The organism is Microbacterium sp. NPDC056003, from assembly GCF_042274785.1.
Taxonomy (GTDB): Bacteria; Actinomycetota; Actinomycetes; order Actinomycetales; family Microbacteriaceae; genus Microbacterium.
In genome coordinates, this window is the sequence record NZ_JBHJXQ010000002.1 from 205277 (window position 1) to 232201 (window position 26925).

General features: G+C 69.7%; 25 protein-coding genes. 3 read left to right on the forward strand and 22 right to left on the reverse strand.

The window, feature by feature from the left end; translation table 11 throughout:
* Positions 1 to 51: 51 nt before the first annotated feature.
* The 16 genes from ACFC1W_RS10295 to ACFC1W_RS10370 form a co-directional block, all read right to left on the reverse strand.
* Positions 52 to 591, reverse strand: coding sequence for a DoxX family protein (locus tag ACFC1W_RS10295; RefSeq protein WP_375991947.1), 540 nt, complete (start codon positions 589 to 591; stop codon positions 52 to 54).
* A 173-nt stretch (positions 592 to 764) separates the two neighbouring features.
* Positions 765 to 2336: a Rieske 2Fe-2S domain-containing protein gene (locus ACFC1W_RS10300; RefSeq protein ID WP_375991950.1), complete on the reverse strand. Its 1572-nt coding sequence runs from the start codon at positions 2334 to 2336 to the stop codon at positions 765 to 767.
* A 110-nt stretch (positions 2337 to 2446) separates the two neighbouring features.
* Complete coding sequence (gene nusB, locus ACFC1W_RS10305) at positions 2447 to 2857, reverse strand: transcription antitermination factor NusB (protein WP_191766447.1); 411 nt, start codon at positions 2855 to 2857, stop codon at positions 2447 to 2449.
* A gap of 3 nt (positions 2858 to 2860) precedes the next feature.
* Complete coding sequence (efp, locus tag ACFC1W_RS10310; RefSeq protein WP_375991954.1) at positions 2861 to 3421, reverse strand: elongation factor P; 561 nt, start codon at positions 3419 to 3421, stop codon at positions 2861 to 2863.
* A gap of 98 nt (positions 3422 to 3519) precedes the next feature.
* A complete protein-coding gene (gene aroQ, locus ACFC1W_RS10315) occupies positions 3520 to 3978 on the reverse strand; it encodes a type II 3-dehydroquinate dehydratase (RefSeq protein WP_375991955.1) in 459 nt (152 codons plus the stop codon).
* 12 nt (positions 3979 to 3990) lie between these two features.
* Positions 3991 to 5562, reverse strand: coding sequence for an MFS transporter (locus ACFC1W_RS10320; RefSeq protein WP_375991958.1), 1572 nt, complete (start codon positions 5560 to 5562; stop codon positions 3991 to 3993).
* A 100-nt stretch (positions 5563 to 5662) separates the two neighbouring features.
* Entirely contained in the window at positions 5663 to 6739 is a 1077-nt protein-coding gene (gene aroB / locus ACFC1W_RS10325; RefSeq protein ID WP_241110650.1) for a 3-dehydroquinate synthase, read from the reverse strand.
* Positions 6736 to 7281, reverse strand: a complete 546-nt coding sequence (locus tag ACFC1W_RS10330) for a shikimate kinase (protein ID WP_375991961.1) — start codon at positions 7279 to 7281, stop codon at positions 6736 to 6738. Before ACFC1W_RS10330 ends, aroB begins: the two co-directional genes overlap by 4 nt.
* Positions 7265 to 8494: a chorismate synthase gene (aroC, locus tag ACFC1W_RS10335; protein WP_375991964.1), complete on the reverse strand. Its 1230-nt coding sequence runs from the start codon at positions 8492 to 8494 to the stop codon at positions 7265 to 7267. Before aroC ends, ACFC1W_RS10330 begins: the two co-directional genes overlap by 17 nt.
* A gap of 35 nt (positions 8495 to 8529) precedes the next feature.
* Positions 8530 to 9375, reverse strand: coding sequence for a shikimate dehydrogenase (locus ACFC1W_RS10340; RefSeq protein ID WP_375991967.1), 846 nt, complete (start codon positions 9373 to 9375; stop codon positions 8530 to 8532).
* Positions 9369 to 11105, reverse strand: a complete 1737-nt coding sequence (mltG, locus tag ACFC1W_RS10345; RefSeq protein ID WP_375991970.1) for an endolytic transglycosylase MltG — start codon at positions 11103 to 11105, stop codon at positions 9369 to 9371. Before mltG ends, ACFC1W_RS10340 begins: the two co-directional genes overlap by 7 nt.
* Position 11106: 1 nt before the next feature.
* Positions 11107 to 11574, reverse strand: a complete 468-nt coding sequence (gene ruvX / locus ACFC1W_RS10350; protein WP_375991973.1) for a Holliday junction resolvase RuvX — start codon at positions 11572 to 11574, stop codon at positions 11107 to 11109.
* A complete protein-coding gene (gene alaS / locus ACFC1W_RS10355; protein ID WP_375991976.1) occupies positions 11571 to 14228 on the reverse strand; it encodes an alanine--tRNA ligase in 2658 nt (885 codons plus the stop codon). Before alaS ends, ruvX begins: the two co-directional genes overlap by 4 nt.
* 61 nt (positions 14229 to 14289) lie before the next feature.
* Positions 14290 to 14574 carry an ATPase gene (locus ACFC1W_RS10360; RefSeq protein ID WP_375991979.1) on the reverse strand — a complete coding sequence of 95 codons (285 nt, stop codon included), beginning with the start codon at positions 14572 to 14574 and terminating at the stop codon, positions 14290 to 14292.
* A 174-nt stretch (positions 14575 to 14748) separates the two neighbouring features.
* Positions 14749 to 15378 carry a 30S ribosomal protein S4 gene (gene rpsD / locus ACFC1W_RS10365; RefSeq protein WP_191766437.1) on the reverse strand — a complete coding sequence of 210 codons (630 nt, stop codon included), beginning with the start codon at positions 15376 to 15378 and terminating at the stop codon, positions 14749 to 14751.
* 196 nt (positions 15379 to 15574) lie between these two features.
* Positions 15575 to 16876, reverse strand: a complete 1302-nt coding sequence (locus tag ACFC1W_RS10370; RefSeq protein ID WP_375992880.1) for a replication-associated recombination protein A — start codon at positions 16874 to 16876, stop codon at positions 15575 to 15577.
* A gap of 166 nt (positions 16877 to 17042) precedes the next feature.
* On the opposite strand from ACFC1W_RS10370, the gene ACFC1W_RS10375 reads away from it, so the two are divergent.
* The 3 genes from ACFC1W_RS10375 (at position 17043) to ACFC1W_RS10385 (ending at position 19695) form a co-directional block, all read left to right on the forward strand.
* A complete protein-coding gene (locus ACFC1W_RS10375) occupies positions 17043 to 17360 on the forward strand; it encodes a dioxygenase (protein ID WP_375991982.1) in 318 nt (105 codons plus the stop codon).
* Between the two features lie 100 nt (positions 17361 to 17460).
* Positions 17461 to 19056 (forward strand): DUF349 domain-containing protein, encoded by a 1596-nt coding sequence (locus ACFC1W_RS10380; protein ID WP_375991985.1) that lies wholly within the window; start codon positions 17461 to 17463, stop codon positions 19054 to 19056.
* Positions 19057 to 19140: 84 nt separating this feature from the next.
* Positions 19141 to 19695, forward strand: a complete 555-nt coding sequence (locus tag ACFC1W_RS10385; protein ID WP_375991988.1) for a type IV toxin-antitoxin system AbiEi family antitoxin — start codon at positions 19141 to 19143, stop codon at positions 19693 to 19695.
* Here the strand turns inward: ACFC1W_RS10385 and ACFC1W_RS10390 are convergent.
* The 6 genes from ACFC1W_RS10390 to ruvA form a co-directional block, all read right to left on the reverse strand.
* Complete coding sequence (locus ACFC1W_RS10390) at positions 19682 to 21931, reverse strand: bifunctional (p)ppGpp synthetase/guanosine-3',5'-bis(diphosphate) 3'-pyrophosphohydrolase (protein ID WP_241110660.1); 2250 nt, start codon at positions 21929 to 21931, stop codon at positions 19682 to 19684. The two genes, ACFC1W_RS10385 and ACFC1W_RS10390, sit on opposite strands and share 14 nt — an antisense overlap.
* 54 nt (positions 21932 to 21985) lie before the next feature.
* Entirely contained in the window at positions 21986 to 22978 is a 993-nt protein-coding gene (gene secF / locus ACFC1W_RS10395) for a protein translocase subunit SecF (protein ID WP_375991991.1), read from the reverse strand.
* The gene (gene secD, locus ACFC1W_RS10400; protein ID WP_375991993.1) at positions 22978 to 24708 is read right to left on the reverse strand and encodes a protein translocase subunit SecD; all 1731 of its coding nucleotides are present in this window, start codon (positions 24706 to 24708) and stop codon (positions 22978 to 22980) included. Before secD ends, secF begins: the two co-directional genes overlap by 1 nt.
* 40 nt (positions 24709 to 24748) lie before the next feature.
* A complete protein-coding gene (gene yajC / locus ACFC1W_RS10405) occupies positions 24749 to 25192 on the reverse strand; it encodes a preprotein translocase subunit YajC (RefSeq protein WP_375991996.1) in 444 nt (147 codons plus the stop codon).
* A gap of 84 nt (positions 25193 to 25276) precedes the next feature.
* Entirely contained in the window at positions 25277 to 26305 is a 1029-nt protein-coding gene (gene ruvB, locus ACFC1W_RS10410; protein ID WP_375991998.1) for a Holliday junction branch migration DNA helicase RuvB, read from the reverse strand.
* Complete coding sequence (ruvA, locus tag ACFC1W_RS10415; protein ID WP_375992001.1) at positions 26298 to 26918, reverse strand: Holliday junction branch migration protein RuvA; 621 nt, start codon at positions 26916 to 26918, stop codon at positions 26298 to 26300. The genes ruvB and ruvA overlap by 8 nt, the downstream gene beginning before the upstream one ends.
* Positions 26919 to 26925 lie beyond the last annotated feature (7 nt).

The following is a 26925-nucleotide window of genomic DNA, read 5'->3' on the forward strand; positions in this document are numbered from 1 at the left end:
ACGGCGAAGGCCGATCCCGAGCAGGGACCGGCCTTCGCCGTCGCGTGCGCGTCAGCGGCGCGCAGCCGGACCTCGGAGCACCTGCGAGGCGACGACGAGGGCGGCGGCGATCAGCACGATGTTCTTGAAGATGTACTGCCCGGTCAGGGTCGGGCCAGCAGGGCCGAACACCTCGGCGGGCAGCAGCACGATCGGCGACAGGATGCCGACGAACGCGAGGGCGAGCACCACCAGGCCGACGCGGGCGAACGCGCCGCCGGCGATGAGAAGCGCTCCGGCGGTCACCTCGATGACCGCAGTCGCGACCAGTGCCGCCTGGCCCGTGACGAGCCCGAACGTGAGCTTCTCCCACGTCTGGCTGACCAGCGCCTCGACCGGGCTGACCCCCGGGAAGAACTTGAGGGCGCCGAACACGGCGAAGACGACTCCGACGGCGACGCGCAGCGCCGGGATGCTCCAGCGCTGGAGCCACACCTTGAGCCCGGCCTCAGCGCGCGCTTCCGCTGCGAACAGGGCGCGGATCCGGCTCGGGCGACCGGTGGATGCGGAGCCGACGACGCCGGTGGCGCCGTGGAAGGGAACGGTGGTCATGGCGGGACTCCTTCGGATTCTCAGCGCCCGCGCTCGCAGGCACGGTGATCAGGATCCGAACGGACGCGTGATGATACGTCGCCGCACAGATTGGCGCTCCTCGCACAGCCGCACCGGGCATGAACCCCGCGTGCGTTGTGCGAGAGCTACAAGAGCCGGCGGGTGCGAAGGGGTCAGGCAGCCGGCACGGCTGCGTCGGTCGCGTCGTCGTCGACCTTGCCGGCGCGGATGGGATGACCCTGACTGGTCAGGCACCTGCCGCTCGCGAGGTCCCACTTCCAGTCGTGCAGCGAACAGGTCAGCACGCCGTCCTCGATCTTGCCGGTCTTCGTGAGGTCGGCCCGGAGGTGCGGGCAGCGGCGCTGCACCATCCACTCGCCGAGCTGAGCGTCCTCGGTCTGGTCGGTCTGTTCCGCGTACCAGTTCTCGACATACTCGATGCGGTCGCGCGACAGGCACTTCAGGAAGGTGGTGAGGAACTCGTTGAACTTGCCGCTGCGCCCGACCTCGAACTGCATCGACAGGAAGATCGAGTTCGACCAGTCGATCTCGCCGTCCCGGATGTTCGTCGAGACCAGGTCGGCGGGGATCGTGTACCAGTAGACGCACTCCTCCCCCGCGTACTCGCGCACCTTGGCCTTGGGGAAGTCGACGACCATGTCGAGGTCGCCGATGCGGAAGCGCACCATGCCGCCCACGCCGTTGCGGATCGTGCGTGCCCGCCGCAGCAGCGGCTCCCACCACTCCTTGATCGCCGCGAGCATCTCGTCGGGCGGCAGCACGGGTGCGCGCGATGCCTCCTCGGCGCGGATCTCGTCCTGCCGGGAGTCGCGCTGCTCGGCGAGATAGGCCCACTTGTCGTCGAAGATGCGGTCGATCTCGGCCTGCGTGTACAGCGTCTGCGTGACGCTGAGCTCTCCGCCGTCGAGCTCGACGACCGTTCCCGGCACGAACTCGTAGCCCTTCTGCTCGGGGCGCAGCTGGGCCATGTGGGCGAGGAACTCGCGCTGATCGGTGAAGATCGCGTCGTCGTCCAGTCCGGTGCCGTTGAACTTGAACAGCTCCTCGCGGAGGAACATGGGCGGGCCGGCCATCGGGAAGACGTGCTCGGCGTCCACCTTCTCGATGTAGTACATCGCGCGCTTGTTCTGCGCGTCGCGCTTGAGCTTGGCGAAGTTCTGCTTGGCGTCCTGAGGCAGGTCGTAGACCATAGGCCACCAGATCGCACCCGAGACCTGAGTGAAGTACGCCTCGGGCTTCGAGAAGGACATGAGCTTGTCGAGGTCGAGCGGGTGCGAGTCGTTCTGGTTCAGGATGCTGGCGGTGCCGTCGTCCACGCTCAGCGACGAGTCGCCGATCGGGCCGTCGCTCGGAGCCCGCAGTGGGGTGACCATCAGCGTGAGCGGACCGAACTCGAGCGGGATGCCCGCCTGCGTGTAGATGATGTTGTCGTAGCCGAGCCTGCGGAGATCCTGCTCCAGGTCGTCCGTCGGGTAGTCGGGCAGCAGGACCTTGATGTCCTTGGGCACGTGGCGCTCCATCAGCGCCGGGTCGAAGTGGTCGCGGTGACGGTGCGAGATGTAGAGGAAGTCGGCCTTGCCGTACTTCGCCCAGTCGAGCCCGCGGTTGTCGGGGAACGGGAACCACGATCCGAAGAAGGTGGGGCCGATGACCGGGTCGCAGAGGATGCTCCCCCCTGCCGTCTCGATGAACATTCCGGCGTGACCGAGGCCCGTGATGCGCATGCTGGCTCCTTCCTCGACAAGTCTATGAGAGGGGCCCTGGCGAACCAGGGCGTCCCCGCCGTGCAAAAGGCGATGCACCGCACCCGCAGGGCGCGGTGCATCGCCGAGGATCAGGAGGAGCGCGCGATGCGCCCCAGGACTCCGTGGACGAAGGAGCCCGAGTCGTCGGTGGAGAACTCCTTGGCGAGTTCCACCGCCTCGTCGATCGCGACCGCCGCCGGCACCTCGTCGTTGTAGAGGATCTCCCACACGCCGATGCGCAGCACGGCCCGGTCGACCGCGGGCATGCGGGCGAGCGACCAGTCCTTCGCGAATGTGGTGATCTGCTCGTCGATCGCGTCGCGGTTGTCGATCACGCCGTCGACGATCTCGCGAGCGTACAGCCAGGAGGCCTCGCGCGCCGGCTCGTTCGCGGCGCGCTTCGCCTCGGCGGCGAGCGTCGACGGGAGCTCGTCGCCGCGGACGTCAGCCTGGAAGAGGATGTCGAGGGCGCGCTTGCGCGCCTTGCTGCGGGCGCTCAACGGTCAGTTGACGCGGCCGAGGTAGTCCCCGGTGCGGGTGTCGACCTTGACCTTGGTGCCGGTTTCGAGGAACAGCGGCACCTGGATCTCGTAGCCGGTCTCGACCGTGGCCGGCTTCGTGCCGGCCGACGAACGGTCGCCCTGCAGGCCCGGCTCGGTGTAGGTGATCTCGAGCACCACCGACGCGGGAAGCTCGATGTAGAGCGGGTTGCCGTTGTTCAGCGCGATCTGCACCTGCTGGTTCTCGAGCAGGAAGTTCGCGGCGTCACCCACGGTGGCGGCGTTGACCGTGATCTGGTCGTAGTCGGCGACATCCATGAAGACGAAGCCCTCGCCGTCGTTGTACAGGTACGTGAAGTCGCGGCGGTCGACGTTCTCGAGCTCGACCTTGGCACCGGCGTTGAACGTCTTGTCGACGACCTTGCCGGACATGACGTTCTTGAGCTTCGTGCGGACGAACGCGCCACCCTTGCCGGGCTTGACGTGCTGGAACTCCACGACGCTCCAGAGCTGACCGTCGATGTTCAGGACGACGCCGTTCTTGATGTCTGCGGTGGATGCCATGGGGGTGGTGGTTTCCGTTCGTGAGGGGAAATGGCCGATCGCGGCCGACAGTGCATTCTACGGGATGCCGCGGCGAGACCCCTCGACGCGGCATCCGATCATCCGTCCGCCTGCCCGGTGATGACGGCGATCAGGCGCTCGATGGCGGTCGCGTAGCCCTGCACCCCTTCGCCGACGACGTGCACGACGGCGACGTCCGCGACGTAGGAGTGATGTCGGAATTCCTCGCGCGCGTTCACGTCGGAGATGTGCACCTCGGCCACGGGCAGCGCAACGCCGGCCAGCGCATCGCGCAGCACGACCGACGTGTGCGTGAGCCCGCCCGGATTGATGACGATGCCCGCGCAATCGTGCCGCGCGTCGTGGATGGCGTCGAGGAGGACGCCTTCATGGTTGCTCTGCACCGCGCGCAGCTCGAAGCCTCGGGCGGCCGCGGCAGCCGCCGCCAGCGCCTCGACGTCGGACAGCGTGGACGATCCGTAGATGCCGGGCTCGCGCGTGCCGAGCAGGTTGAGGTTGGGCCCGTTCACGAGGAGGAGGCGGTGCGGCGTGGTCACCTCGTCACGCTATCAGCGGCTGGATGCCGAGTCCTCGGCGTGGTACTGGGCGAGCAGCTCGCGCTCGCGCGCCGCCTTCGGGAAGAACCAGAAGACGAGTGCCGCTCCGACCAGCACGGCGATGATGCCGGCGAGATACGCCCAGTCCTGTCCCTGCAGGAACGACTCCTTGGCCGCCTGGGTGATGGCGTCCGCATACTGCGGGTACTGCTTCGCCGCCGCCTCGGCGCTCGCGAACGACTTCGTGAGCGTGGACTGCTGGCTGGAGGTGATCTGCGAGGCATCCGCCGAGCTTCCGATCTGCGACAGCATCGACGCCGCGTACCCCGCCGTGAGCAGGGCGCCGAAGATCGACTGCATGATGGCGCCACCGAGATCGCGCTGCAGGTCGGCGGTGCCCGACGCCATGCCCGCACGCCGCACCGGCACGGCGCCGGTCAGCGAGCGGGACGCGGGCGTCCCCGCCAGCCCCACGCCGGCGCCGATGAACGTATAGCCGAGCGCGACACTCCAGTAGCTCGCACCCTCGCGCCACAGGAGCAGCATCGTGAGGAAGCCGAGCAGTACCGGCACGTACCCGATGAGCATCGTGAACCGAGCACCGTGGCTCTCGACCAGCTTCGCCGAGCGCGGGGCGAGGATCACCATGAAGAGGGCTGCGGGAAGGATGGCGGCGCCCGCCTCGATCGTGGTGTAGCCCAAGACGTTCTGCAGGAACTGCTGTCCGATGAACATCGCGCCCATCAGGGAGCCGAACACGATGATCCCCGCCACCGCGGCGACCCAGAAGACCGGGCGCTTCGCGACATCGAGGTCGTACAGCGGGTTCGCCGCGCGGCGCTGCCGCCAGAGGAACCCGACGAGGGTCACGAGCGCGAGCCCGGTCATGCTCAGCACCAGCACGGTCGAGTCGGGCACGGTCGCGAAGTTGATCGCGACGATCAGCGCACCGACGAGCATCGCCGACAGCAGGCCGCCGAGGTTGTCCACCGGTTCGGTCGCCTCGTTCACGTGCGCGGGGATGAATCTGAGCACCAGCGGCACGGCCACCAGGATCAGCGGGATCGTCACGAGGAACACCGATCCCCACGAGAAGCTCTCCAGGAGCAGGCCCGAGATGAGGGGACCGAGCGCCGAGATCGCCCCGCCGGTGGCCGACCACAGGGCGATGGCGCGCGTGCGCGCCGCGCCCGACCACAGTGCGGTGATGAGCGCGAGCGTCGTGGGATAGGCCATGCCCGCTGCGATGCCGCCCACGACACGCGCGGCGATGAGCACCTCGATGGTGGGCGCGAACGCCGCGACGATCCCTGCCGGCAGCGAGAGGAGAACGCCGATCAGGAGCATCATCCGACGGCCGTGGCGATCGCCCACCGCACCCAGCCAGAGCACCGACGCGGCGAGACCCAGCGAGTATCCGATGGCGACGAGGTTGAGCTGGGTCTGTGATGCGTCGAACGCGATGCCGATGTCGGGAAGCGCGACGTTCGCCACCGCCAGCGGCAGATTCGCGACGGCTGCGACGAGGATCAGTGTGCCGAGCACCGCCACGGAACGTGACGGACTGGTCGAAGCAGTGGCCATCACGACCGCCTCCCTGAAGTGATGCCGGGGCGCGGCGACGACCCGGTGCCCTCATCCTGCCGGAAGGGCGGTCCCACTTCGGGGGTGATATTCGCGGGCGCTAGCCGGCGACCTCCTGGTACGCAGCGAACAGCAGCGACTCATCCGGCGCCTGCAGCACCGTCGGCTTCGCGATGTCGTCCAGCACGATGAACCGCAGCATCCCGCCACGGCTCTTCTTGTCGCGCTGCATCGTCGCGAGCAGCTGTGGCCACGCGCCCGCCCGGTAGGACGTGGGCAGGCCGAGGGTGTCGAGGATCTCGCGATGGCGCTGGGCCGCGGCATCCGGAAGTCGCCCGGCCAGTCGCGACAGCTCGGCCGCGAACACCATCCCGACGGAGATCGCGGCACCGTGACGCCAGCGGTACCGCTCGGCGTGCTCGATCGCGTGGCCGAGCGTGTGGCCGTAGTTCAGGATCTCGCGCAGCCCCGCTTCGCGCAGGTCCTCTCCGACGACCCGGGCCTTCATGTCGATCGCGAGCTCGATCGTGCGGCGGAAGGCGTCGCTGCGCGGGTCGGTCGCGGCCTCCGGGTCGGCCTGGATGAGATCCAGGATCTCGGGAGCCCAGATGAAGCCCGCCTTGACCACCTCGGCGTAGCCGGCGACGCGCTCGTTGCGCGAGAGCGAGTCCAGCAGGTCGAGGTCGCACAGCACGGCACGGGGCGCCCAGAACGCGCCCACGAGGTTCTTGCCCTCGGCGGTGTTCACGCCGGTCTTGCCGCCCACCGCGGCGTCGACCATGCCCAGCACCGTCGTCGGCACCTGCACCACTTCGACACCCCGGAGCCAGGTGGCCGCGACGAACCCGGCGAGGTCGGTCACCGCCCCGCCGCCGAAACCGATCACCGCGTCCGTCCGTGTAAAGTCGGCCTTCCCCATGACCTGCCAGCAGAACGCGGCCACCTCGATGCGCTTCCCCGCCTCGGCGTCGGGGATCTCGGCGAGGAGCACCTCCCGATCGCCCTTCAGCAGTTCGCGGAGGCCCTCTGCCTGTGCGGCGAGGGTCGGCGGATGGATCACGAGCACCTTGCGGGCGGCCGGAGGCAGGGCATCGCCGAGCATCGGCAGGACGCCGCGTCCCACCGTGATCGCATAGCTCGCGTCGCCGCTCACCGTGATGGTCGTGGCGTCGGTCATGAATCTCCCTCGAGGTGGGTGAACGGGGCACCGTGGTCGGGGCGAGCCCAGTCGACGATGCGCTCCACGACTGTCTGCAGCGGGCCGCTCGACGTGTCGAACGTCACATCGGCCAGCTGTTCGTAGATCGGGCGCCGCTCTTCGTAGATGCGGGTCCATCGCTCGAGCGGGTCCTCGCCCGCGAGCAGCGGACGGCTCGAGCCGCGCACCCGCGTGGCGACGACCCGCGGGGCGACGGTGAGCAGCACGACCCGGTGCCGCGCGAGGTCGGCGCGGGTGTCGGGGTCGAGCACCGCGCCGCCCCCGAGCGAGACGACTCCCCCACCGGCGAGCCCTTCCTTCACCGCTTCCCGTTCGAGCGCACGGAAGTGCGTCTCGCCGCGCTCGGCGAACAGCCGCTCGATCGGACCGTGCGCGCGCGACACCGCGGCGTCGGTGTCGAAGAACGGCACCTCGAGCGCACGGGCGACCTTCTTGCCGACGCTGGTCTTGCCCGCGCCCATGGGGCCGATGAGGACGACGGCGCTAGAGGGCGACGTCATGCTGTGCGAGCGAGGCATCGCTGGCGTCCGCAGTGCGGAGCGCCTCGGGGATCGCGGCGAGATACGCCTCGAGGTTGCGTCGGGTCTCGGCGACGCTGTCGCCGCCGAACTTCTCGAGCGCCACATCGGCCAGGACGATCGCGACCATCGCCTCCGCGACGACGCCGGCAGCGGGCACGGCACACACGTCGGAGCGCTGATGGTGGGCCGACGCGGTGTCGCCGGTCGCGACATCCACGGTGCGCAGCGCCTTGGGGACGGTGGCGATCGGCTTCATGCCCGCGCGCACCCGAAGCACCGTGCCGGTCGACATGCCGCCCTCGGTGCCGCCCGCCTTGTCGGAGGACCGCGCGATGCCGTCGCCTGTCGCGAAGAGCTCATCGTGCGCCTGCGAGCCGCGGCGCGTCGTCGTGAGGAAGCCGTCGCCGACCTCCACGCCCTTGATCGCCTGAATGCTCATGAGCGCCTGAGCGAGCTTGCCGTCGAGGCGGCGGTCCCAGTGCACGTGCGAGCCGAGTCCGGGCGGAAGCCCGTAGGCGAGCACCTCGACGATGCCGCCGAGCGTGTCGCCGTCCTTGCGGGCGTCATCGACCTCTGCCACCATCCGCTCGCTCGTGGCGGCGTCGAAGCAGCGCAGCGGATCGGCATCGAGGGCAGCGACGTCGTCGGGGGTCGGCAGCACCGCGTCGTCGGGCACCCGGACGGGACCGATCGAGAGCGTGTGGCTCACGAGGCGGATGCCGAGCTCCGACAGGAACGCCCGGGCGACGGCGCCGAGGGCGACGCGTGCCGCCGTCTCGCGGGCGCTCGCCCGCTCGAGGATCGGCCTGGCCTGGTCGAAGTCGTACTTCTGCATGCCGACGAGGTCGGCGTGGCCCGGACGGGGCCGCGTGAGGGCTGCGCCGCGACCGCGGGACTTCTCGGTGAGCTCGAGGGGCTCGGGGCTCATGACCTCGACCCACTTCGGCCATTCGGTGTTGCCGATGCGGAGGGCGATCGGGCTCCCCAGGCTCGTGCCGTGCACGACCCCGGACGAGATCGTCAGCTCGTCCTGCTCGAACTTCATGCGCGAACCGCGGCCGTAGCCGAGCTTGCGACGCTCGAGGTCCGCCTGGATGGCGGCGCTCGAGATGGGGACGCCCGAAGGGAGGCCCTCCATGATGGCGACGAGTTCGGGGCCGTGGGATTCGCCGGCCGTGAGCACGCGGAGCATTGCTCCAGTCTCCCACGTGCGGGAGGACGGTTACGTCAGGAGGCGGACTCGAGTGCGCGGCGCATCGCGGTGACGACGGCGCCCTCGTCGGGGAGCGGGGTGTCGACGGCACCGGTGGCGAAGATCCTCACCTGCAGGACGGCTTGATGCAGCAGCATCCCGAGCCCCGACACCGCCGCGCTGCCGGCACGCTGCCATGCGGCGGACAGCGTCGTGGGCCAGTGCCCGTATACGACGTCGAAGAGCAGCCCTCCGGCCGCCGCGAGCGCATCGGCCGCGGCCGCCGCCACCGGTGCATCTCCGGGGAGCGTGGCGATCGTCACGGGAACGGACGGGAGAGCGGATGCCTCGAACGGCGTCGTGATGACGTCGATGTCCAGTCGGCGACCGAGTTCGGCGAGCCGCGCCACGGCCTCGGGTCGCCGGGCGACGACGTCGATCCGTGTCGCGCCGAGCTCGGCGAGGGCCACGAGCCCTGAGGTCGCGGTCGCTCCGGCGCCGATGATCCGGGCCTCGTCGAGGCGGGTGATCCCCTCCTCAGCCAGGGCGCGGACGATCCCGCCGACGTCGGTGTTGAATCCGCGGGGGGCACCGCCAGCGAGCAGGAGGGTGTTGACGGCGCCGGTCAGCTCGGCGCGCCGGTCGAGCTCGTGCGCGGCGTCGTGCGCGACGCCCTTGAGTGGCATGGTCAGCGACAGGCCCCGCCACGACGCGTCGAGCCCGGCGAGCTCCCCCGCGAACGCGCCGTCGTCCACCCGGCGGCGGCCGTACGACCACGGCAGCCCGAGCGCCTCGTACGCCGCGGTGTGGAGCTGGGGCGATCGGCTGTGCGCGATCGGGTCGCCCCACACCTCGAGGCGAGAGGCGTTCGAGGTCAGCACCCCGAGTCCGGGTGATCCTCGCACCAGGCGATCCACTGCGCGACGGCGCGGTTGTGATCGCCGAGGTTCGTCGTGAACACCGTCTCGCCGGTGTCGAGGTTGACCGTCACGAAGTACATCCAATCGCCGCCCGACGGATTCATGACGGCCGAGATCGCCGCGTCGCCCGGATTGGAGATCGGACCGACAGGCAGTCCGGCGTTCACGTAGGTGTTCCACGGGTTCGGATCGAACTGCGCCTCCTCGGAGGTGCTCGCCGACCCGTCGTGCATCTCGCCGAAGCCGTACTGGGCGGTCGAGTCCATCTGCAGCAGTCCGAAGGTCTCCTGATTGTCCGGGTCGAGCCGGTTCTCGATGACCGTGGCGACCTTCTGCATGTCGGCCTCGTACCGCGCTTCGCGCTCGATGATCGAGGCGACCGTCAGCACGCGCTGACGATCCTCTTCGGGAACCCCCGCAGCGTCGAGGGACTGCACCGTGCGGTCGACGAGCGTCTGGATGACCTGCTCGGCCGTGACGTCGGGGTTGAAGGTGTAGGTGGCCGGGAACAGCCAGCCTTCCAGCGGCTGCCCGCCCGCTGCCACGACTGCGGGATCGGGCGTGACACCGTAGGCGGACGCGTCAGCCGTCGCGGCCACGAAGTCCTCGACCGGGAGGCCGGTGCCCTCGGCCAGCAGCGGCAGGGACTGCTCGACGGTGAGGCCCTCACGCAACTGGGCGGTGTTCTCCATCTTGTTCGCGGGGTCGAGCAGCGCCGCCAGCGCCGCCTCCGACGTCATCTGCAGCTGCAGTTTGAAGACGCCCGGGACGAACGGCGGGTTCTCACCCGTGTCGATCAGGTAGTCGTAGAACGCGTTCGGCGTCATCGTGACGCCGGCGTCGAACAACGCCTGCGAGATCGGCATGCCGGTGTCGCCTTCGTTGATGGTGACGAACGCCTCGCCGTTCGCGAGGCCCTCCTCGAAGTCCTTGGGCAGCTCCCAGCCCATCACCTCGCGGACCTTGTCCTCGTACGTCGTCCAGACGTACCAGGCGCCACCAGCCACGCCTCCGACGATCAGCAGGATCACGCCGAGGGCGATCCATCCGCCGATGCGCCGCTTGCGCTTGTCTTTGGGCGGCGGCACGCTGCCGAGCTCGTCGCTCGAGCTGTGGCCGCTGAAGAGGTCTTCCAGCGTCGAGGGCGAGCTGGCGCGCGCGCTCGCGGCGGTCGCCCGTGCCCCGAACGCCTCGGTCGGGTCGGCGGGCGAGCCTGAGGAGGCGGGAACGATCGGTGTCGCCCCGGTGCGGCTGTAGGGCAGCGCGGGCTCGGCGTCGCCGGCGAGCATCCAGGAGTCGTCGTCGACCGGGTCGGCGGGGCGGGGCGTGTACGCGCGGGGCTGCGCGAGCACGCCCGACTCGTCGGTGACGGCATCGTGCTGCGCCGGGCGCGGCATCGCCGCAGTGGGTGCTGCGTCGACGGCCGCCTGAGCGGGCGACACGTCGGCCGGTGCGCCCGCAGGACGCGCCGCAGCGTTCAGGCCGGCGGCGGCCGCACGCAGCTCGCGGCGCGACAGCGGTGCTCCGGTCGCCGGGCGCGCGGGACCCTGTGCCCCGCCCTCCTCGCCACCGTCGCCCGCGCGCGACCCGAAACCGGCGTCATCGCCGGTGTGCCGGAAATCGCGCGACCGAGGGTCGGGAAGCTTGCCGAACAGATCCGCGAACGGATCTCCAGACGGGGTCTCGGGCATGTCAGGCGGGCTCCTGGTGGACGGGTGTTCCGGGTGGTCGGCCGGTGCTCTTCTCGACGTCGAGTGCTTGCTGGAGCAGCACGACCGCGGCGACCTGATCCACAATGCTACGAGACGAACGCTGGGATCGGCCCGAATCACGCAGTGCGGCATGCGCGGAGACCGTCGACAGGCGTTCGTCGACGAGCCGCACCGGCAGAGCGGATGCCGCGGCCACCGCCGCGGCGAAGTCCCGGGCATCGGCAGTCGAGGCGGTGTCCTCGCCGCGCAGATTGAGCGGCAGGCCGACCAGGATCTCGGCCGCCGAGTACTCCTCCGCCAGCGCTGCGACGCGCGCCACGGCGCCGTCGTCTCGCTTCACCGTCTCGACGGGCGTGGCGAGCAGCCCGTCGGGATCGCAGCGCGCGACGCCGACTCGCGCCCTCCCGACGTCGATGCCGAGCCGTACCCCGCGACGGAATCCGCTCACGCGCTGAGCGCGTCCTTCACCGCGGTGAGAGCAGCGGACAGCGCCGAGGCATCCGTCCCACCGCCCTGGGCGACGTCGTCGCGTCCGCCGCCGCCACCACCCAGCACGGCGGCCGCGGTCTTCGCGAGCACGCCGGCCTTCACACCCGCAGCGCGTGCGGCGTCGTTCGTGGCGACGATGACCACCGCGCGACCGCCGATCTCCGCGCCGAGCGCGACGACGGCGGACTGAGCGCCGAGGCGCTCGCGCACCTGGAGGGCGAGGGAGCGCACGTCGTCCGCGGACGACGCGGCGCCGAGCGACTCCGCGACCACGAGATGGCCGCCGATCGACGATGCGGACCCCGCAAGGGCCGGGATGCGGTCGCCGAGGGCTTTGGCCTCGAAGGAGGCGATCTTCTTCTCGGCGGCCTTGAGGCTCGCGGTCAGCTCGGCGATGCGTGCGGGGAGCTGGTCGCGGGGCGTCTTGAGCGTCGAGGTGAGCTGCGACACGATCGCCCGTTCGGCCGCAAGCGACCGGAACGCGTCGAGACCGACGAGCGCCTCCACGCGGCGGTTCGCAGCCCCGACGGACGACTCCCCGACCAGGCTGATGAGGCCGACCTCGGCACTCGTCGACACGTGCGTTCCCGCGCAGAGCTCGCGGGACCACGGGCCGCCGATGTCGACCATGCGCACGGTGTCGCCGTACTTCTCGCCGAACAGCGCCATGGCGCCGAGCGACTTGGCCTCGTCGAGCGCGAGCACACGGGTGGTCACCTCGAGGTTGTCGCGCACCGCGTTGTTGGCGATCTCCTCGATCTCGCTCTTGGTCTCGTCGGAGAGCGACTGCCCCCACGTGAAGTCGAAGCGCATGTAGCCGGCGCGGTTGAGCGAGCCCGCCTGGGTCGCCGTCTTGCCGAGCGTGTCGCGCAGCGCGGCGTGCACGAGGTGGGTGGCCGAGTGGGCCTGCCGCGCGGCGCGGCGGTTCACGGCGTCCACCACCGTCGTCGCAGGCTGGTCGACGGCGACCTCGCCGGTCGTCACCTCGACGGTGTGGCTGATCAGTCCCGCGACGGGCTTCTGCACGTCGAGCACCTCGAGCTCGTAGCCCGGACCGACGATGACGCCCTTGTCGGCGACCTGGCCGCCCGATTCCGCGTAGAGGGCCGTCTCGGCGAGGATGACCTCGGCGATCTGTCCCGCGGAGGCACGATCGACGGCCATGCCGTCGACGAGGATGCCCAGCACACGCGACTCGGTCTCGAGATCGGTGTAGCCCGTGAAGACCGTCTCGCCCTTCGCGCGGAACTCGCGGTAGACGCTGGTGTCGGCGAGCTGGCGCTTGCGCGAACGCGCGTCGGCCTTCGCCCGCGCGCGCTGCTCCTGCATCAGCGTGTCGAACGCCGCGCGGTCGACGGTGAGCCCGGCCTCTTCGGCGATCTCCAGGGTGAGGTCGATCGGGAACCCGTACGTGTCGTGCAGGAGGAACGCCTCGGCGCCCGTCAGTGCGGTGCCGCCGTCGCGCTTCGTCTGCGCGACGGAGTCCTCCAGGATGCTCGAACCCGCCGCGAGCGTGCGCAGGAAGGTCTCCTCCTCAGCCAGCGCGTACTGCGAGATGCGGGCGTAGTCGGCCTCCACCTCGGGATAGACGTCCTTCATCGCGTCGCGCGATGCGGCGAAGAGCTCGGCGAACGTCGGGCCCTCGACGCCGAGCTGGCGCATCGAGCGGATCGCGCGCCGCATGAGGCGCCGCAGGATGTAGCCGCGCCCGTCGTTCGACGGCGTCACACCGTCGGACATCAGCATGAGCGACGAGCGCACGTGGTCGGCGACCACGCGGAAGCGCACGTCGTCGTCGTGGTTCGCGCCGTAGGTGCGACCCGAGAGGGCGACGGCACGGTCGAGCACCGGGCGCACCTGGTCGGTCTCGTACATGTTGTCGACGCCTTGCTTGATGAACGCGATGCGCTCCAGGCCCATGCCGGTGTCGATGTTCTTGTTCGGCAGCTCGCCGACGATGTCGAAGTCGTACTTCGAGCGGACGTTGGTGATCTCGTACTGCATGAAGACGAGATTCCAGATCTCGACATACCGGTCGTCGTCGGTGGCCGGGCCGCCGTCGACGCCGTACGCGGGACCGCGATCGAAGAAGATCTCGGAGCAGGGTCCGGCAGGGCCGGGCAGACCGGTGCTCCAGTAGTTCGTGTCCTTGCCGAGACGCTGGATGCGCTCTTCGGGCAGGTCCGTGAGCTCCAGCCAGAGGTCGTGCGCCTCATCGTCCTCTTCGTAGACGGTGACCCAGAGGTCCTCAGGGTCGAACCCGAGGCCGCCGTCTGCCTCGGACGAGGTCAGCAGATCCCACGCGTAGCGGATCGCCCCCTCCTTGAAGTAGTCGCCGAACGACCAGTTGCCGAGCATCTGGAAGAACGTGCCGTGGCGCGGCGTCTTGCCGACCTCTTCGATGTCGTTGAGACGGATGCACTTCTGGTTGTCGGCCGCACGGGGGTACGGCGCGGGGACGTCGCCGCTCAGGTAGGGGATGAACGGCACCATGCCGGCGACGGTGAACAGCAGCGCAGGGTCGTCCGTCACCAGAGAGGCGGAGGGGACGATCGTGTGGCCGTTCTTCTCGAAGTAGTCGAGGTAGCGCTGGGCGATCTCGGCGGTCTTCATTCGGGTTCCTCGCAGAAAACGCGCGGTCCACTCCCCTGAGACGGGGCAGCGGCGCGCTGGGTCAGTCGGTGAGCTTGTTCGCCGTATCGGCCGCGGCGTCGGCGGCGCCGGCCGCCGTGGCGCGGGCCGTCTCGGCGACGTCGGCTGCGGCGTCCTTCACATCGTCGGCCAGGCCCGAGATGCGGGACTCCTGCTCGCGATACGCATCGCCGATGCGGTCGGTGAACTCCGTGATGCGGGCGTCGACCTCGGCGAGGATCTCGTGTCCTCGCGGGTCCTTGTTCATGAGGTGTGCGACGACGAACCCGCCGGCGATGCCGAACAGGAACCACAGCACGTTCTTCATGTCACCACTTCCTCGCGGAGCCGCGGGGCGCGGCATCCCACCATCGTAGGCGGAAACGACGAAGGGCGTCGGGAATCCCCGACGCCCTTCGCGCCTGGCACTGAACGATCTCGCACAACCATCGCGCAGAGCTTGTTTCGGACGCGGCGCTTCGCGCAGCCTCCGGGCGCGGCCCTAGCGGGCCGCGTAGTACTCGACGACGAGCTGGACGTCGCAGACCACGGGGACCTCGGCGCGCTTGGGGCGACGCACGAGACGGGCCTGGAGCTTGTCGAGCTCGACCTCGAGGTAGCCCGGAACGGGCGGCAGGACGTCGGCGTGGCCGCCGGCGGCTGCGACCTGGAAGGGCTCGGTGCCCTCGCTCTTGGCCTTGACGTGAATGAGCTGACCCGGCTTCACGCGGAACGACGGGCGGTCGACGAGCTGGCCGTCGACGAGGATGTGACGGTGCACGACGAGCTGGCGCGCCTGTGCGGTCGTGCGGGCGAAGCCCGAACGGAGCACGAGGGCGTCGAGACGCATCTCGAGGAGCTCGACGAGGTTCTCACCGGTCAGGCCCTGGGTGCGGCGGGCCTCGTTGAACGTGTTGCGCATCTGCTTCTCGCGGATGCCGTACTGCTCGCGCAGACGCTGCTTCTCACGCAGACGGACGGCGTAGTCGCTGTCCTGCTTGCGCTTGGTGCGGCCGTGCTCACCGGGAGCGTACGGACGCTTCTCGAGGTAGCGGGCGGCCTTCGGGGTGAGGGCCACGCCGAGAGCGCGGGAGAGACGGACCTTGCGGCGGTCCTGGGACTTCGTTGCCACGAAGCGTTCCTTTCGATGACGCGGCCATGTCGATCACGGCTCGCGGACGTATCTCGGTCTCTTCGCCCTGTCCGGATGCACGCCGGGGCATGCCGGAAGGTCGGTGAAGAAGAGAGAGGATGCCCGAAAACTGTGTTTCGAGCCGGTCAAGTTTATCAGACGGCGGCTCGAGGACGGGCCGAGCGGATGCCGCGCCTCAGCGCTCCCCCGCGAGGATGCGCCGGATCTTCTCGAGCCGCGCCTGCACATCGCGCTCCTGGCCGTGGTTCGTGGGCTCGTAGTAGCGGCGGCCGCGCAGCTCATCGGGAAGGTACTGCTGCGGCGAGACGCCCACCTCGGAGTCGTGCGGGTAGACGTACCCCTTGCCGTGGCCGAGGCGCTTCGCGCCCGGGTAGTGCGCGTCGCGCAGATGCACCGGCACCCGACCGAAGCCGCCGGCCCGCACATCGGCGATCGCGGCGTTGATCGCGAGGTAGGCGGCGTTCGACTTCGCTGTCGTGGCGAGGTACGCCGTCGCCTCGGCGAGCGGGATGCGCCCCTCGGGCATGCCGATCAGCTGCACGGCGTCGGCGGCGGCGACCGCGATCCCCAACGCCTGGGGGTCGGCCAGTCCGATGTCTTCGGCTGCCGAGATGATCAGGCGACGGGCGATGAAGCGAGGGTCCTCGCCCGCTTCGATCATGCGTGCCAGGTAATGCATCGCAGCGTCGACATCGGAACCGCGGATCGACTTGATGAACGCGCTGATGACGTCGTAGTGCTCGTCGCCCTGACGGTCGTAGCGCAGGAGCGCGCGGTCGACCGCCTGGGCGACGTGCTCGGGCGTGATCTGCGGCGGCTCGGAGCCCTCGGCGCCCTCGGCCTCGTCGTCGGCGGGCTCGGCGAAGGAGGCCGCCGCCTCGAGCGCGGTGAGCGCGCGACGCGCGTCGCCGGACGACAGGCGCACCAGCGCATCGCGGGCCTCATCCGTCAGCGCCACAGCCCCGGCGAGACCCCGGGCGTCGGTGACCGCGCGATCGATCAGCAGGCGCAGGTCGTCGTCGGTGAGCGGCTTGAGCGTCAGGAGCAGCGAGCGGGAGAGCAACGGCGAGATGACGGAGAACGACGGGTTCTCGGTCGTGGCGGCGATCAGGACGACCCAGCCGTTCTCGACGCCCGGCAGCAGCGCATCCTGCTGCGCCTTCGTGAACCGGTGGATCTCGTCGAGGAACAGGATCGTCGACTGTCCGTAGAGGTCGCGCTGCGTGAGCGCCTCCTGCATCACCTCGCGGACGTCTTTCACGCCGGCCGTCACCGCGGAGAGCTCGACGAAACGGCGCCCGGAGGAGCGGGCGATGGCCTGCGCGAGCGTCGTCTTGCCCGTCCCCGGCGGCCCCCAGAGGATGACGGATGTCGCCGCGCGGGCCGCCGCCTCGGGATTCGCGAGCGTGACCAGAGGCGATCCGGGACGAAGGAGATGTCCTTGCCCGGCGACCTCGTCGAGCGAGGTCGGACGCATCCGCACCGCAAGGGGCGTCTGCCCCTGGAAGAGCGCGGTCGGAGAAGTCACCGCCCCAGGCTAGCCCGCGCCTGCGACGGCGGGTGCGGCCGGCGTTTTGCCGCCGGTGAAACGGCACCATAGGATCAACCCGGCCCGGGAACCGACCCGGAGCGGAGGAGGTTCCGTGGCTAACGGTGGCAAGGATCGCGGCTCGCGCGAGGCGCGGGAGCGTGCACGGCTGTACCAGGCGCGTGTGGATTTCCACAACGGACAGTCTCGCCGCCGGACCCGCGACAACCTCGTCGCAGGCATCGCGGGTGGCCTGCTGGTCGTCGGCGTCCTCGCCGCCCAGACCGCGTACTTCGTCAGCGGTCCCGGAGCCCCCGCGCCCGAGCCGACGCAGAGCATGAACCCCGGCGAGACGCCCGCGCCTACCCCCACCGACACGGGGACGCCGACGAACACGCCCACCCCGAGCGTCACACCCACTCCGACGCCGTAGAAAGCGGCCGTCCGGGCATCTGAGCAGACGGATCCCCGTACTAGGCTTGGGAGCCGTCCAACCCCCCACAGGCGGCGCGAGCCGCGATGAGGTGCATCCCGTGACTGCTGCAGCAGAGTCCACTCCCGAGTCCACCGGTCCCTCGACCGCAGACACCCAGCCCGAGCCCGAGGTCGTCGACGCCGACGTCCCCGCGACGGAGGCCTCCGAGAACGTCCGGCCCGACGGCGACGACGCCGTCACCGAGGCCGAGTCCGGCGCGCCCGAGGTCGAAGCGGCTCAGGCGGCTGAGGCAGCGGGCGCCGAAACGCCCGCGGAGGCGGAGGTCCCCGACGCCGAGGCTGCTGGCGCCGCATCTGACGCAACCGAGGGCGAGACCGCTGGGCCCGAGACGTCCGCGCCGGCACGCCCGGCAGCGCCGGTGCCGACGCCGCGCCCGCGTGCGACGGCCGCGGCGCAGGTCGCCGCGCCGAGCGAGCCCTGGGGTCGCGTCGAGGACGACGGCACGGTGTCGGTGCGCGAAGGTGACACGTGGCGCGTGGTGGGGCAGTTCCCCGATGGCTCTCCTGAGGAGGCTCTCGCCTACTTCGAGCGCAAGTACGCCGATCTGGCGAGCGAGGTGACCCTCCTCGAGGTGCGCCGGCGCCGAGGCGGCGCGTCGGCCTCCGACCTGCGCGCCGCTGCCAAGGCCGTGTCCGCCAAGCTCGACGGCGCGGCAGCCGTGGGCGACCTGGCCGGCCTCGAGGCGCGCGTCGCCGCACTGACCGAGACGCTGGCCGCGGCATCCGAGTCCGAAGCCGCAGCCGCGCGCGAGGCCGTCGACGAGGCGGTCCGCGCTCGCACCGAGCTGGTGGAGAAGGCCGAGGCCCTCGCTGCGCGCGACCCCCGCACGGTGCAGTGGAAGCAGGCGACCGCCGAGCTGAACGAGCTGTTCGAGCAGTGGCAGTCCCAGCAGCAGAACGGCCCCCGCCTGCCGAAGTCGACCGCCCAGCAGCTGTGGAAGCGGTTCCGTGACGCGCGTTCGACCGTCGACAAGCACCGCCGAGAGTTCTACGCAGAGCTCGACGAGGCTCACAAGGGCGTTCGCGAGCGTAAGACCAAACTCGTCGAGAAGGCCGAGGCGCTCGCCCCGAAGGGCGAGGACGGCATCCCGGCCTACCGCGAGCTCCTCGACCAGTGGAAGACCGCCGGCCGCGCCGGGAAGAAGGTCGACGACGCCCTCTGGGTGCGCTTCAAGGCAGCCGGTGACGCCCTGTACGGGGCGCGCGTCGAACGAGAGGCCGCCGACGCCGAGGCATCCCGCGAGAAGATCGAGGCCAAGCGCGCGCTTCTCGTCGAGGCCGGAGCGGTCGCCGATGAGCGCAACCTCGGCAAGGCACGCACGCTGCTCACCGGAATCCAGCGTCGCTGGGACGAGATCGGGCGCATCTTCCCGCGCGACGCGGAGCGCTCGCTCGACGACGACCTGCGCAAGATCGAGCAGGCCCTGCGCACGCGCGAGGACGCCGACTGGAAGAGCAACAATCCAGAGACCAAGGCGCGCGCGAATGACATGACGCGTCAGCTGACCGACGCGATCGAGAAGCTCGAGGCGGAGCTGGCCGCCGCGAAGAAGTCCGGCGACAAGAAGGCCATCGCCGACGCGACAGACGCGCTCAACGCTCGCAAGGCGTGGCTGAAGGCCGTCGGCGGCTGACCCACGATCTCGTCTCCCGCCGGGTTGTCCACAGCCCGGCGGGAACGGTGCCGCGTGCGTGGATCGGTGCGGCACACTGCCGCTATGGCCTCGCCGTTCCTCTATTTCGTCGATGACCGTCTGTCGCTCGCCGAGCTCATGGCGGCGCGTCTGGACGGCGACGTGGTCGAGCTGGGCGACGCCTACATCCCCGCCGACGCGGTCGAGACGCGGGCTCTGCGCGCCGGTTCGCTGACCGGCCTGCTGGGCGACACCCTCGCCGCCACGCACCTCACCGCCGCATGGGTGCACGGAGTTCTCTCCGAGCCGCCCTCCCCGCACACCGTGCAGCGCGCCGTGCCGCGGCGGCTGCATCGCGTGCCCAGTCGCCGCCTCGTCTACCGCGACCTGGCCGTCGACCCTGCCGACCTCGTGACCGTCGGCGGAGTGCGCGTGACGACTCCGGTGCGCACTCTCGAAGATCTCTGCCGCGTAGGCGACGACGCGCACACGCGCGCGGCCCGTCTGCTCGCCATGGGCCGGGGCGACCTGGTCGACGCGGCGATCGCACGACTCGATGCGGGGGCGCTCCCCCACAAGCGCGGCGCGATCGTCCTGCTGCGCGGCCTCGCCGCCGCCGAGGCTGCTACGACGACGTGACGCGGTAGACGTCGTACACGGCGTCGATCCGGCGCACCGCGTTGAGGACGCGGTCGAGGTGCACGATGTCACCCATCTCGAACACGAAGCGACTCAGGGCCAGCCTGTTGCTCGATGTCGAGACCGACGCCGACAAGATGTTGACGTGATGCTCACTGAGCACGCGCGTCACATCGCTGAGCAGGCCGGAGCGGTCGAGCGCCTCTACCTGGATCTGCACGAGGAAGACGCTCTTGGTCGTCGGCGCCCACTCGACGTCGATCAGACGCTCGGGGTCGTCCATCAGCGACTTGACGTTCGTGCAGTCCGCCCGGTGCACGGACACGCCGCTGCCGCGGGTCACGAACCCCATGATCTGGTCGCCGGGCACGGGCGTGCAGCACTTCGCGAGCTTGACGAGGATGTCGGGTGCTCCGCGCACGAGGATCCCGCTGTCGCCGTTGCGCGGCTGACGTGGGCGGCCGACCCCGGGCAGCTCGATCGGACCCGTGCTCGTGTCGTTGGCGCTGACCAGCGCCGTGACCTTCTCGATCACGGACTGCGTCGACACGTGACCTTCGCCGACCGCTGCATACAACGCCGAGACATCCTCGTAGCGGAGCTGGTGGGCGACCTCGGTGAACGAGTCCTGGCTCATCAGCCGCTGCAGCGGCAGGTTCTGGCGGCGCATCGCGCGTGCGATGGACTCCTTGCCCTGCTCGATGGCCTCTTCTCGCCGCTCCTTGGTGAACCAGCCGCGGATCTTGTTCCGTGCGCGCGTGCTCTTGACGAAGCCGAGCCAGTCCTGGCTGGGGCCGGCGTCCGGGTTCTTCGACGTGAACACCTCGACGACGTCGCCGCTCTTCAGCTCGGACTCGAGCGGAACGAGACGCCCGTTGACCTTGGCGCCCATCGTGCGATGGCCCACCTCGGTGTGCACGGCATAGCCGAAGTCCACCGGTGTCGCGCCCGCAGGGAGCCCGATGACACGTCCCTTCGGCGTGAAGACGTACACCTCTTTCGCGCCGATCTCGAACCGCAGCGAGTCGAGGAACTCCCCGGGATCGGCGGTCTCGGCCTGCCAGTCGGAGATGTGCGCGAGCCACGCCATGTCGGTGTCGAGCGCCTTCGTGTCGCTCTTGCCGCCGTTCATCCGCTCTTTGTACTTCCAGTGTGCGGCGACGCCGTACTCGGCTTGCTGGTGCATCTCGTTGGTGCGGATCTGGATCTCGACGGTGCGCCCGCCCGGACCGATCACGGTCGTATGCAGCGACTGGTAGAGATTGAACTTCGGCGTGGCGATGTAGTCCTTGAACCGCCCGGGAAGCGGCGTCCAGCGTGCGTGGATCGCACCGAGGACCGCGTAGCAGTCGCGCACGCTGCCGACCAGGATGCGGATGCCGATGAGGTCGTAGATGTCGTCGAACTCGCGGCCGCGCACGACCATCTTCTGGTAGACGGAGTACAGCTGCTTCGGACGGCCCATGACGCGGCCGCGGATGCGCAGCTCGCGCAGGTCGGTGTCGACGGCGTCGATCACGTTCTGCACGTACTGCTCCCGCTGCGGGGTGCGCTGCTTCACGAGGCTCTCGATCTCGGCGTACAGCTTCGGGTGCAGCACCGCGAACGAGAGATCCTCGAGCTCGGACTTGATCGCCTGGATGCCGAGCCGGTGCGCCAGGGGTGCGTAGATCTCGAGGGTCTCGGTCGCCTTCTTGCGCGCCTTCTCGGGTGGCACGAAGCCCCAGGTGCGCGCGTTGTGGAGGCGGTCTGCCAGCTTGATCAGCAGCACACGGATGTCGCGCGACATCGCGACGATCATCTTGCGGACCGTCTCGGCCTGGGCGCTTTCGCCGTACTTGACCTTGTCGAGCTTCGTGACGCCGTCGACGAGCATCGCGACCTCGTCGCCGAACTCCGCAGTGAGGGCGTCGAGCGCGTAGCCGGTGTCTTCGACGGTGTCGTGGAGCAGCGCGGCCGCGATCGCCTTCGGCCCCAGCCCGAGGTCGGCCAGGATCTGGGCGACCGCGAGCGGGTGGGTGATGTACGGCTCACCGCTCTGCCGGGTCTGCCCGCTGTGCGCCTTGTCGGCGACGGCGTACGCGCGCTCGATGATCGAGAGGTCGCCCTTGGGGTGGTGCGTGCGCACCGTGCGGAGAAGCTGCTCGACGTCGTCGCGCCGGGCGGACCGCGAGAAGATTCGCGGCACGAGGCGGCGAAGCGAGGAGGTCTGGGCGGGAGGGACGGTCTCGGTCATCCGAACCCCTCCCCTCCGCTGGACCTCACAATCCTACGCCCGCGCGGATGCGCGTCAGGCCGGCGTCCGGGCCAGCTCGCGCGCCGCCAGGACCCGCTCGTCGCGCGCCTTGATCGCCGGCTCACCCTCGCGCAGCAGCGAGTACAGCGGCGCGGCCACGAAGATCGTCGAGTAGGCGGCCACGATCGTTCCGACGAAGATCGAGAGCGACAGGTCGGTGAGCGTCTGGGCGCCCAGCCACAGCGCGCCGATGAACAGGATCGCTCCCGTCGGCAGCACAGCGACGACGGTCGTGTTGATGCTTCGCACGAGCGTCTGGTTGACGGCGAGGTTGACGGACTCGCCGAACGTGCGACCCGACACCTCACCGTCTTCACTGGTGTTCTCTCGGATCTTGTCGAAGACGACCGTGGTGTCGTACAGCGCATACGAGAGGATCGTCAGGAATCCGATCACCGCCGCCGGCGAGATCTCGAACCCGAAGAGCGCGTAGACGCCGACGGTGATGATGAGCACGTCCACGAGGCCGATGATGGCGGAGACCGACATCTTCCAGGTCCGGAAGTACAGCGCGAGGATGATGAAGGTCAGCGCGAGGAAGATCGCGAGACCCCACAGCGACTGGCGCGTGACGTCGGCTCCCCAGCTGGGACCGATGAACGACGCGCTGACTTCGCTCTCGGGGACGCCGTAGGCGTCGGCAAGCGCCGTCGCGACCTCGCGGCTCTCGGCATCCTCGAGCTGATCGGTCTGCACGCGCACTGCGTCGTCGCCGATCGTGACCACCTTCGTCGTGGCGTCGGGGACGACGCTGTGCACGGCGTCGGTGGCGAGGGACTGATCGACGGGGGTGCTCACGCCGCTCACGGTGAACTGGGAGCCGCCGGTGAACTCGATGGAGAACTGGATGGGACGGAACAGCGGCACCAGCGCGGAGCCGATCACGAGGATCGCCGCGATGAGGAACCACAGGCGACGGCGACCGATGAAGGGGAACGAGGTCTTGCCGGTGTAGAGGTCGTTGCCGAACTGGCTCATGGAGCGCATCAGTCGTCTCCCTCCTTGGCGGTCGTGCCGGGTTTCGAGGTATCGGCCGCGGCCAGTTCAGCCTGCTTGCGCTCGGCGATGGTCTGGCGGCGGACTGCTTCGCCGCGCGACTTCACGGAGCGACGCCCTGCTGCCGTCGTGGCGGTCGCGGCAACCGGCTCGCGGAACTGCGCGCGGCCGCGGTAGACGGCGCCGAGCGCGGTCGGGTCGAGTCCCGACAACGGGTGGCCGCCGCCGAAGAACCGGGTTCGCGCGAGCAGCTGCATGACCGGGTGGGTGAACAGGATGAAGATCAGGACGTCGATCGCGGTCGTGAGTCCGAGCGTGAACGCGAAGCCCTTCACCGTGGCGTCCGCAAGGATGTACAGCACGACGGCCGCCAGGATGTTGATCGACTTGGAGATGTAGATCGTGCGCTTGGCGCGGTTCCAGCCGTCCTCGACGGCGCTGGTGATCGACTTGCCGTCCCGCAGCTCGTCCCTGATGCGTTCGAAGTAGACGATGAAGGAGTCGGCCGTGAAGCCGATCGTTACGATGAGGCCCGCGACGCCTGCGAGCGACAGGCGGAAGCCCATGCGCCAGGCGAGGATGCACAGCGTCAGGTAGGTCAGCACCGCCATCACCGCGAGCGACGCGATGATCACGAAGCCCAGCGCGCGGTAGACGATCAGCGAGTAGATCGCCACGAGCGCCAGGCCGATGAGACCGGCGATCAGACCGATCTGCAGCTGCTGCGAACCGAGCGTCGCCGAGATGGAGTTCGAGCTCTCGACGGTGAAGCTCAGCGGCAGGGCGCCGTACTTCAGCTGATCGGCGAGGACCTTCGAGGTCTCCTGCGTGAAGTTGCCCGTGATGCTCGGGTCGCCGCCCAGGATCACCGCGTTCATCGAGGGCGCGGAGAGGACGTACCCGTCGAGCACGAACGCGAACTGGTTCACGGGCGGCTCGGCACCGAACAGGCGCTGGCTGATCTCGCCGAAGATGCGCGTGCCCTCCTCGTCGAACCGGAGGTTCACCGCCCACAGCCCGTTCTGCTGCTGGAGGCCGAAGTTGGCGTCGTCGATCGACGACCCGTCGAGCTCCACCGGTCCGAGGATGTACTTGATCTCGCCGGCGGGGTCGCACGTGATGAGCGGCTGGTCGGCGGGTGCGTTGGCCGGATCGTTCGAGGGATCGGCGCAGTCGTACGACTGGAACTCGGCCTGGAGCTTCGGCGTGATCCACGCGAGGTCGCTGCCGTTCGTCGGCTCGGCGGTCGGGGTCGCCTGCAGGGTCGGGTCGGGCGTCGGGAACGGAGTCTCCTTGCCGTCCTCACCCACGAACGACGTCGCCGGCGAACCCGTGTACAGCACAGCGCGCAGCTGCAGCTGGGCGGACGCCTCGATGCGGTTGCGCGTCTCCTCGTCGGCCTGACCGGGGATCTGCACGACGATCTGGTTGCCCGCCTGAGTGGTGACGTCGGCCTCGCCGACGCCCGAGGCGTCGACGCGCTGGCGGATGATCGTGACCGCCTGGTTCATCTGCTCCTCGGAGGGAGCAGCGCCGTCTTCGGTCTGCGCCTCGAGCACGATCTGCGTGCCGCCCTGGAGGTCGAGCGCGAGCTCCGGCGTCCAGGAGCTCTGCTGGAAGACGTAGACACCGAGCGCGTTGATCGCGGCAAGGAGCGCCGTGATGACGAGGAGACCGGTCAGCGCGCGCCACGCATGCCGGACGGGAGTGGAAGTCGCCACTGATTCCGCTTTCTGGAAGGCAGCCCCGAGGGGCCGGTGGTCAGGCCTGGGGCTTGGTGCCGCTGTCGGAGTCCGGGTCGGAGTCCGCCTTCGCGGGGCCCTCGGCGACGTCATCGCTCACGAGAGGCGCCGGCTCGACGACGACGTCATCGGCCGCGGAGGTCGTCGGAACGAAGTCATCCTCGGTGGGCTGCTCGACGGTCGCGGTGACGACGCGGAGGATCGCCTGGCTGTGCACCTTGATGTCGACGCCGGGCGCGATCTCGACGACCGCCGGCTGGTCGAGGTTCTCGGGGTCGTACGACACGATCGTCCCGTACAGCCCGCCCTGCAGCAGCACCTCGGCACCGGGCACGGTGTTGCGCGCGCGCTCCTCCTGTTCGAGCTTCTGCTTCGCCATCCGACGGCGCGAGCTCCAGAACATGAAGACCAGGAGCACGACCAGCAGGATGATGAGGCCGTAGTTGGTGAAGAACTCGTTCATTGGAGGTGAGGGGACCTTTCGGGTCAGGCACACACCATGGCGGCGCTGCCTGCGAGGAGGAGGGTAGGCGAAAGCCTCCAGCGATTATAGGTCATCGAAGTCGAGCACCGATTCGGCAGGCCGGGCGCCCAGGTGAGCATAGGCCTCAGGTGTCGCGACGCGCCCCCGGGGGGTCCTCCCCATGAATCCGATCCGCACCAGGTAGGGCTCGACGACCGACTCGATGGTCTCCGCCTCCTCCCCGACCGCGACCGCCAGCGTGCCCAGTCCGACCGGGCCGCCGCGGAACCGTCGCACGACCGCGTCCAGCACGGCACGGTCGAGCCGGTCGAGGCCGATCGAGTCCACGTCGTACAGGTCGAGGGCGGCGTCGACGAGCGCCGTGTCGGCGGCCTCGCCGTCGCCGTGGACGATCAGGTAGTCGCGCACGCGACGCAGCAAGCGATTCGCGATGCGGGGCGTGCCGCGCGAGCGGCGCGCGATCTCGGCGCGGGCTTCGGGTGGCACCGAGACGCCGAGCATGACCGCCGACCGCGCGATGACCTGCTCGAGCTCTTCGGGCTCGTAGTACTCGAGGTGCGCGGTGAAGCCGAAGCGGTCGCGGAGCGGGTTCGGCAGCAACCCGGAGCGCGTGGTCGCGCCGACCAGCGTGAACGGCGCGAGATCGAGCGGGATGCTGGTCGCGCCGGCGCCCTTGCCCACCATGATGTCGATGCGGAAGTCCTCCATGGCGAGGTACAGCATCTCTTCGGCCGAACGGGCCATGCGGTGGATCTCGTCGATGAAAAGCACTTCGCCCGGCGTGAGGCTCGACAGGAGTGCCGCGAGATCGCCGGCGTGCTGAATGGCGGGCCCGCTCGAGAGCCGCAGTGGGCGCGCGCTCTGGTGGGCGACGATCATGGCGAGGGTCGTCTTGCCGAGACCGGGCGGACCGGACAGCAGGATGTGGTCGGGCGGACGCTGCTGGATGCGCGCGGCGTCGAGCAGCAGTTGAAGCTGGCCGCGCACCTTCTGCTGGCCGACGAACTCCGAGAGGGAGGTCGGGCGCAGCGCACCCTCGATCGCGAGTTCGGTCTCGTCGGCGGGCTCGGCGGCGTCTCGGAAGTCATCCACCGACGGGCTCCTTCCGTGCGGGGCCGAGCACTGACAGCGTCAACCGCAGCAGCGCCGGCACCGAGGCACGATCGGCGGGCGCCGCATCGCCGGCGACGGACTCGACCGCCTCGGCGGCCACACGCTCCGACCATCCCAGGCCGATGAGCGCCTGCACCACCTGCGCGGGAACGGCGGCCGAGGCATCCGCCCGGCTCGCCGGTGACGGGTGCGAGGCCACGATCTTTCCCGCGAGCTGGACCACGATGAGCTTGGCGGTCTTGGGGCCGATGCCCGATACGCGCCGGAACGGGGCGTCGTCGTCGGCGCTCACCGCGTCGGCGATCTGCGGGACGGTGAGCGTGGCGAGCACGCCGAGCGCGGACTTCGGGCCCACGCCGGTCACGCCGAGGAGCTGCGTGAAGACGGTCAGTTCGTCGCGACCCTCGAAGCCGAAGAGCGAGAGTGCGTCTTCGCGCACGATGAGGCTGGTGTGCAGCGTGATCTGCTCGCCGAGGTGCGCAGCGCGCGCGACCTGCGGAGTCACGGCGACCGAGAGCCCCACCCCGCCGACCTCGACCACGATCGAATCGGGCTCGATGTGCAGCACGGTGCCGCGAACTGACGAGATCATGCTCCGA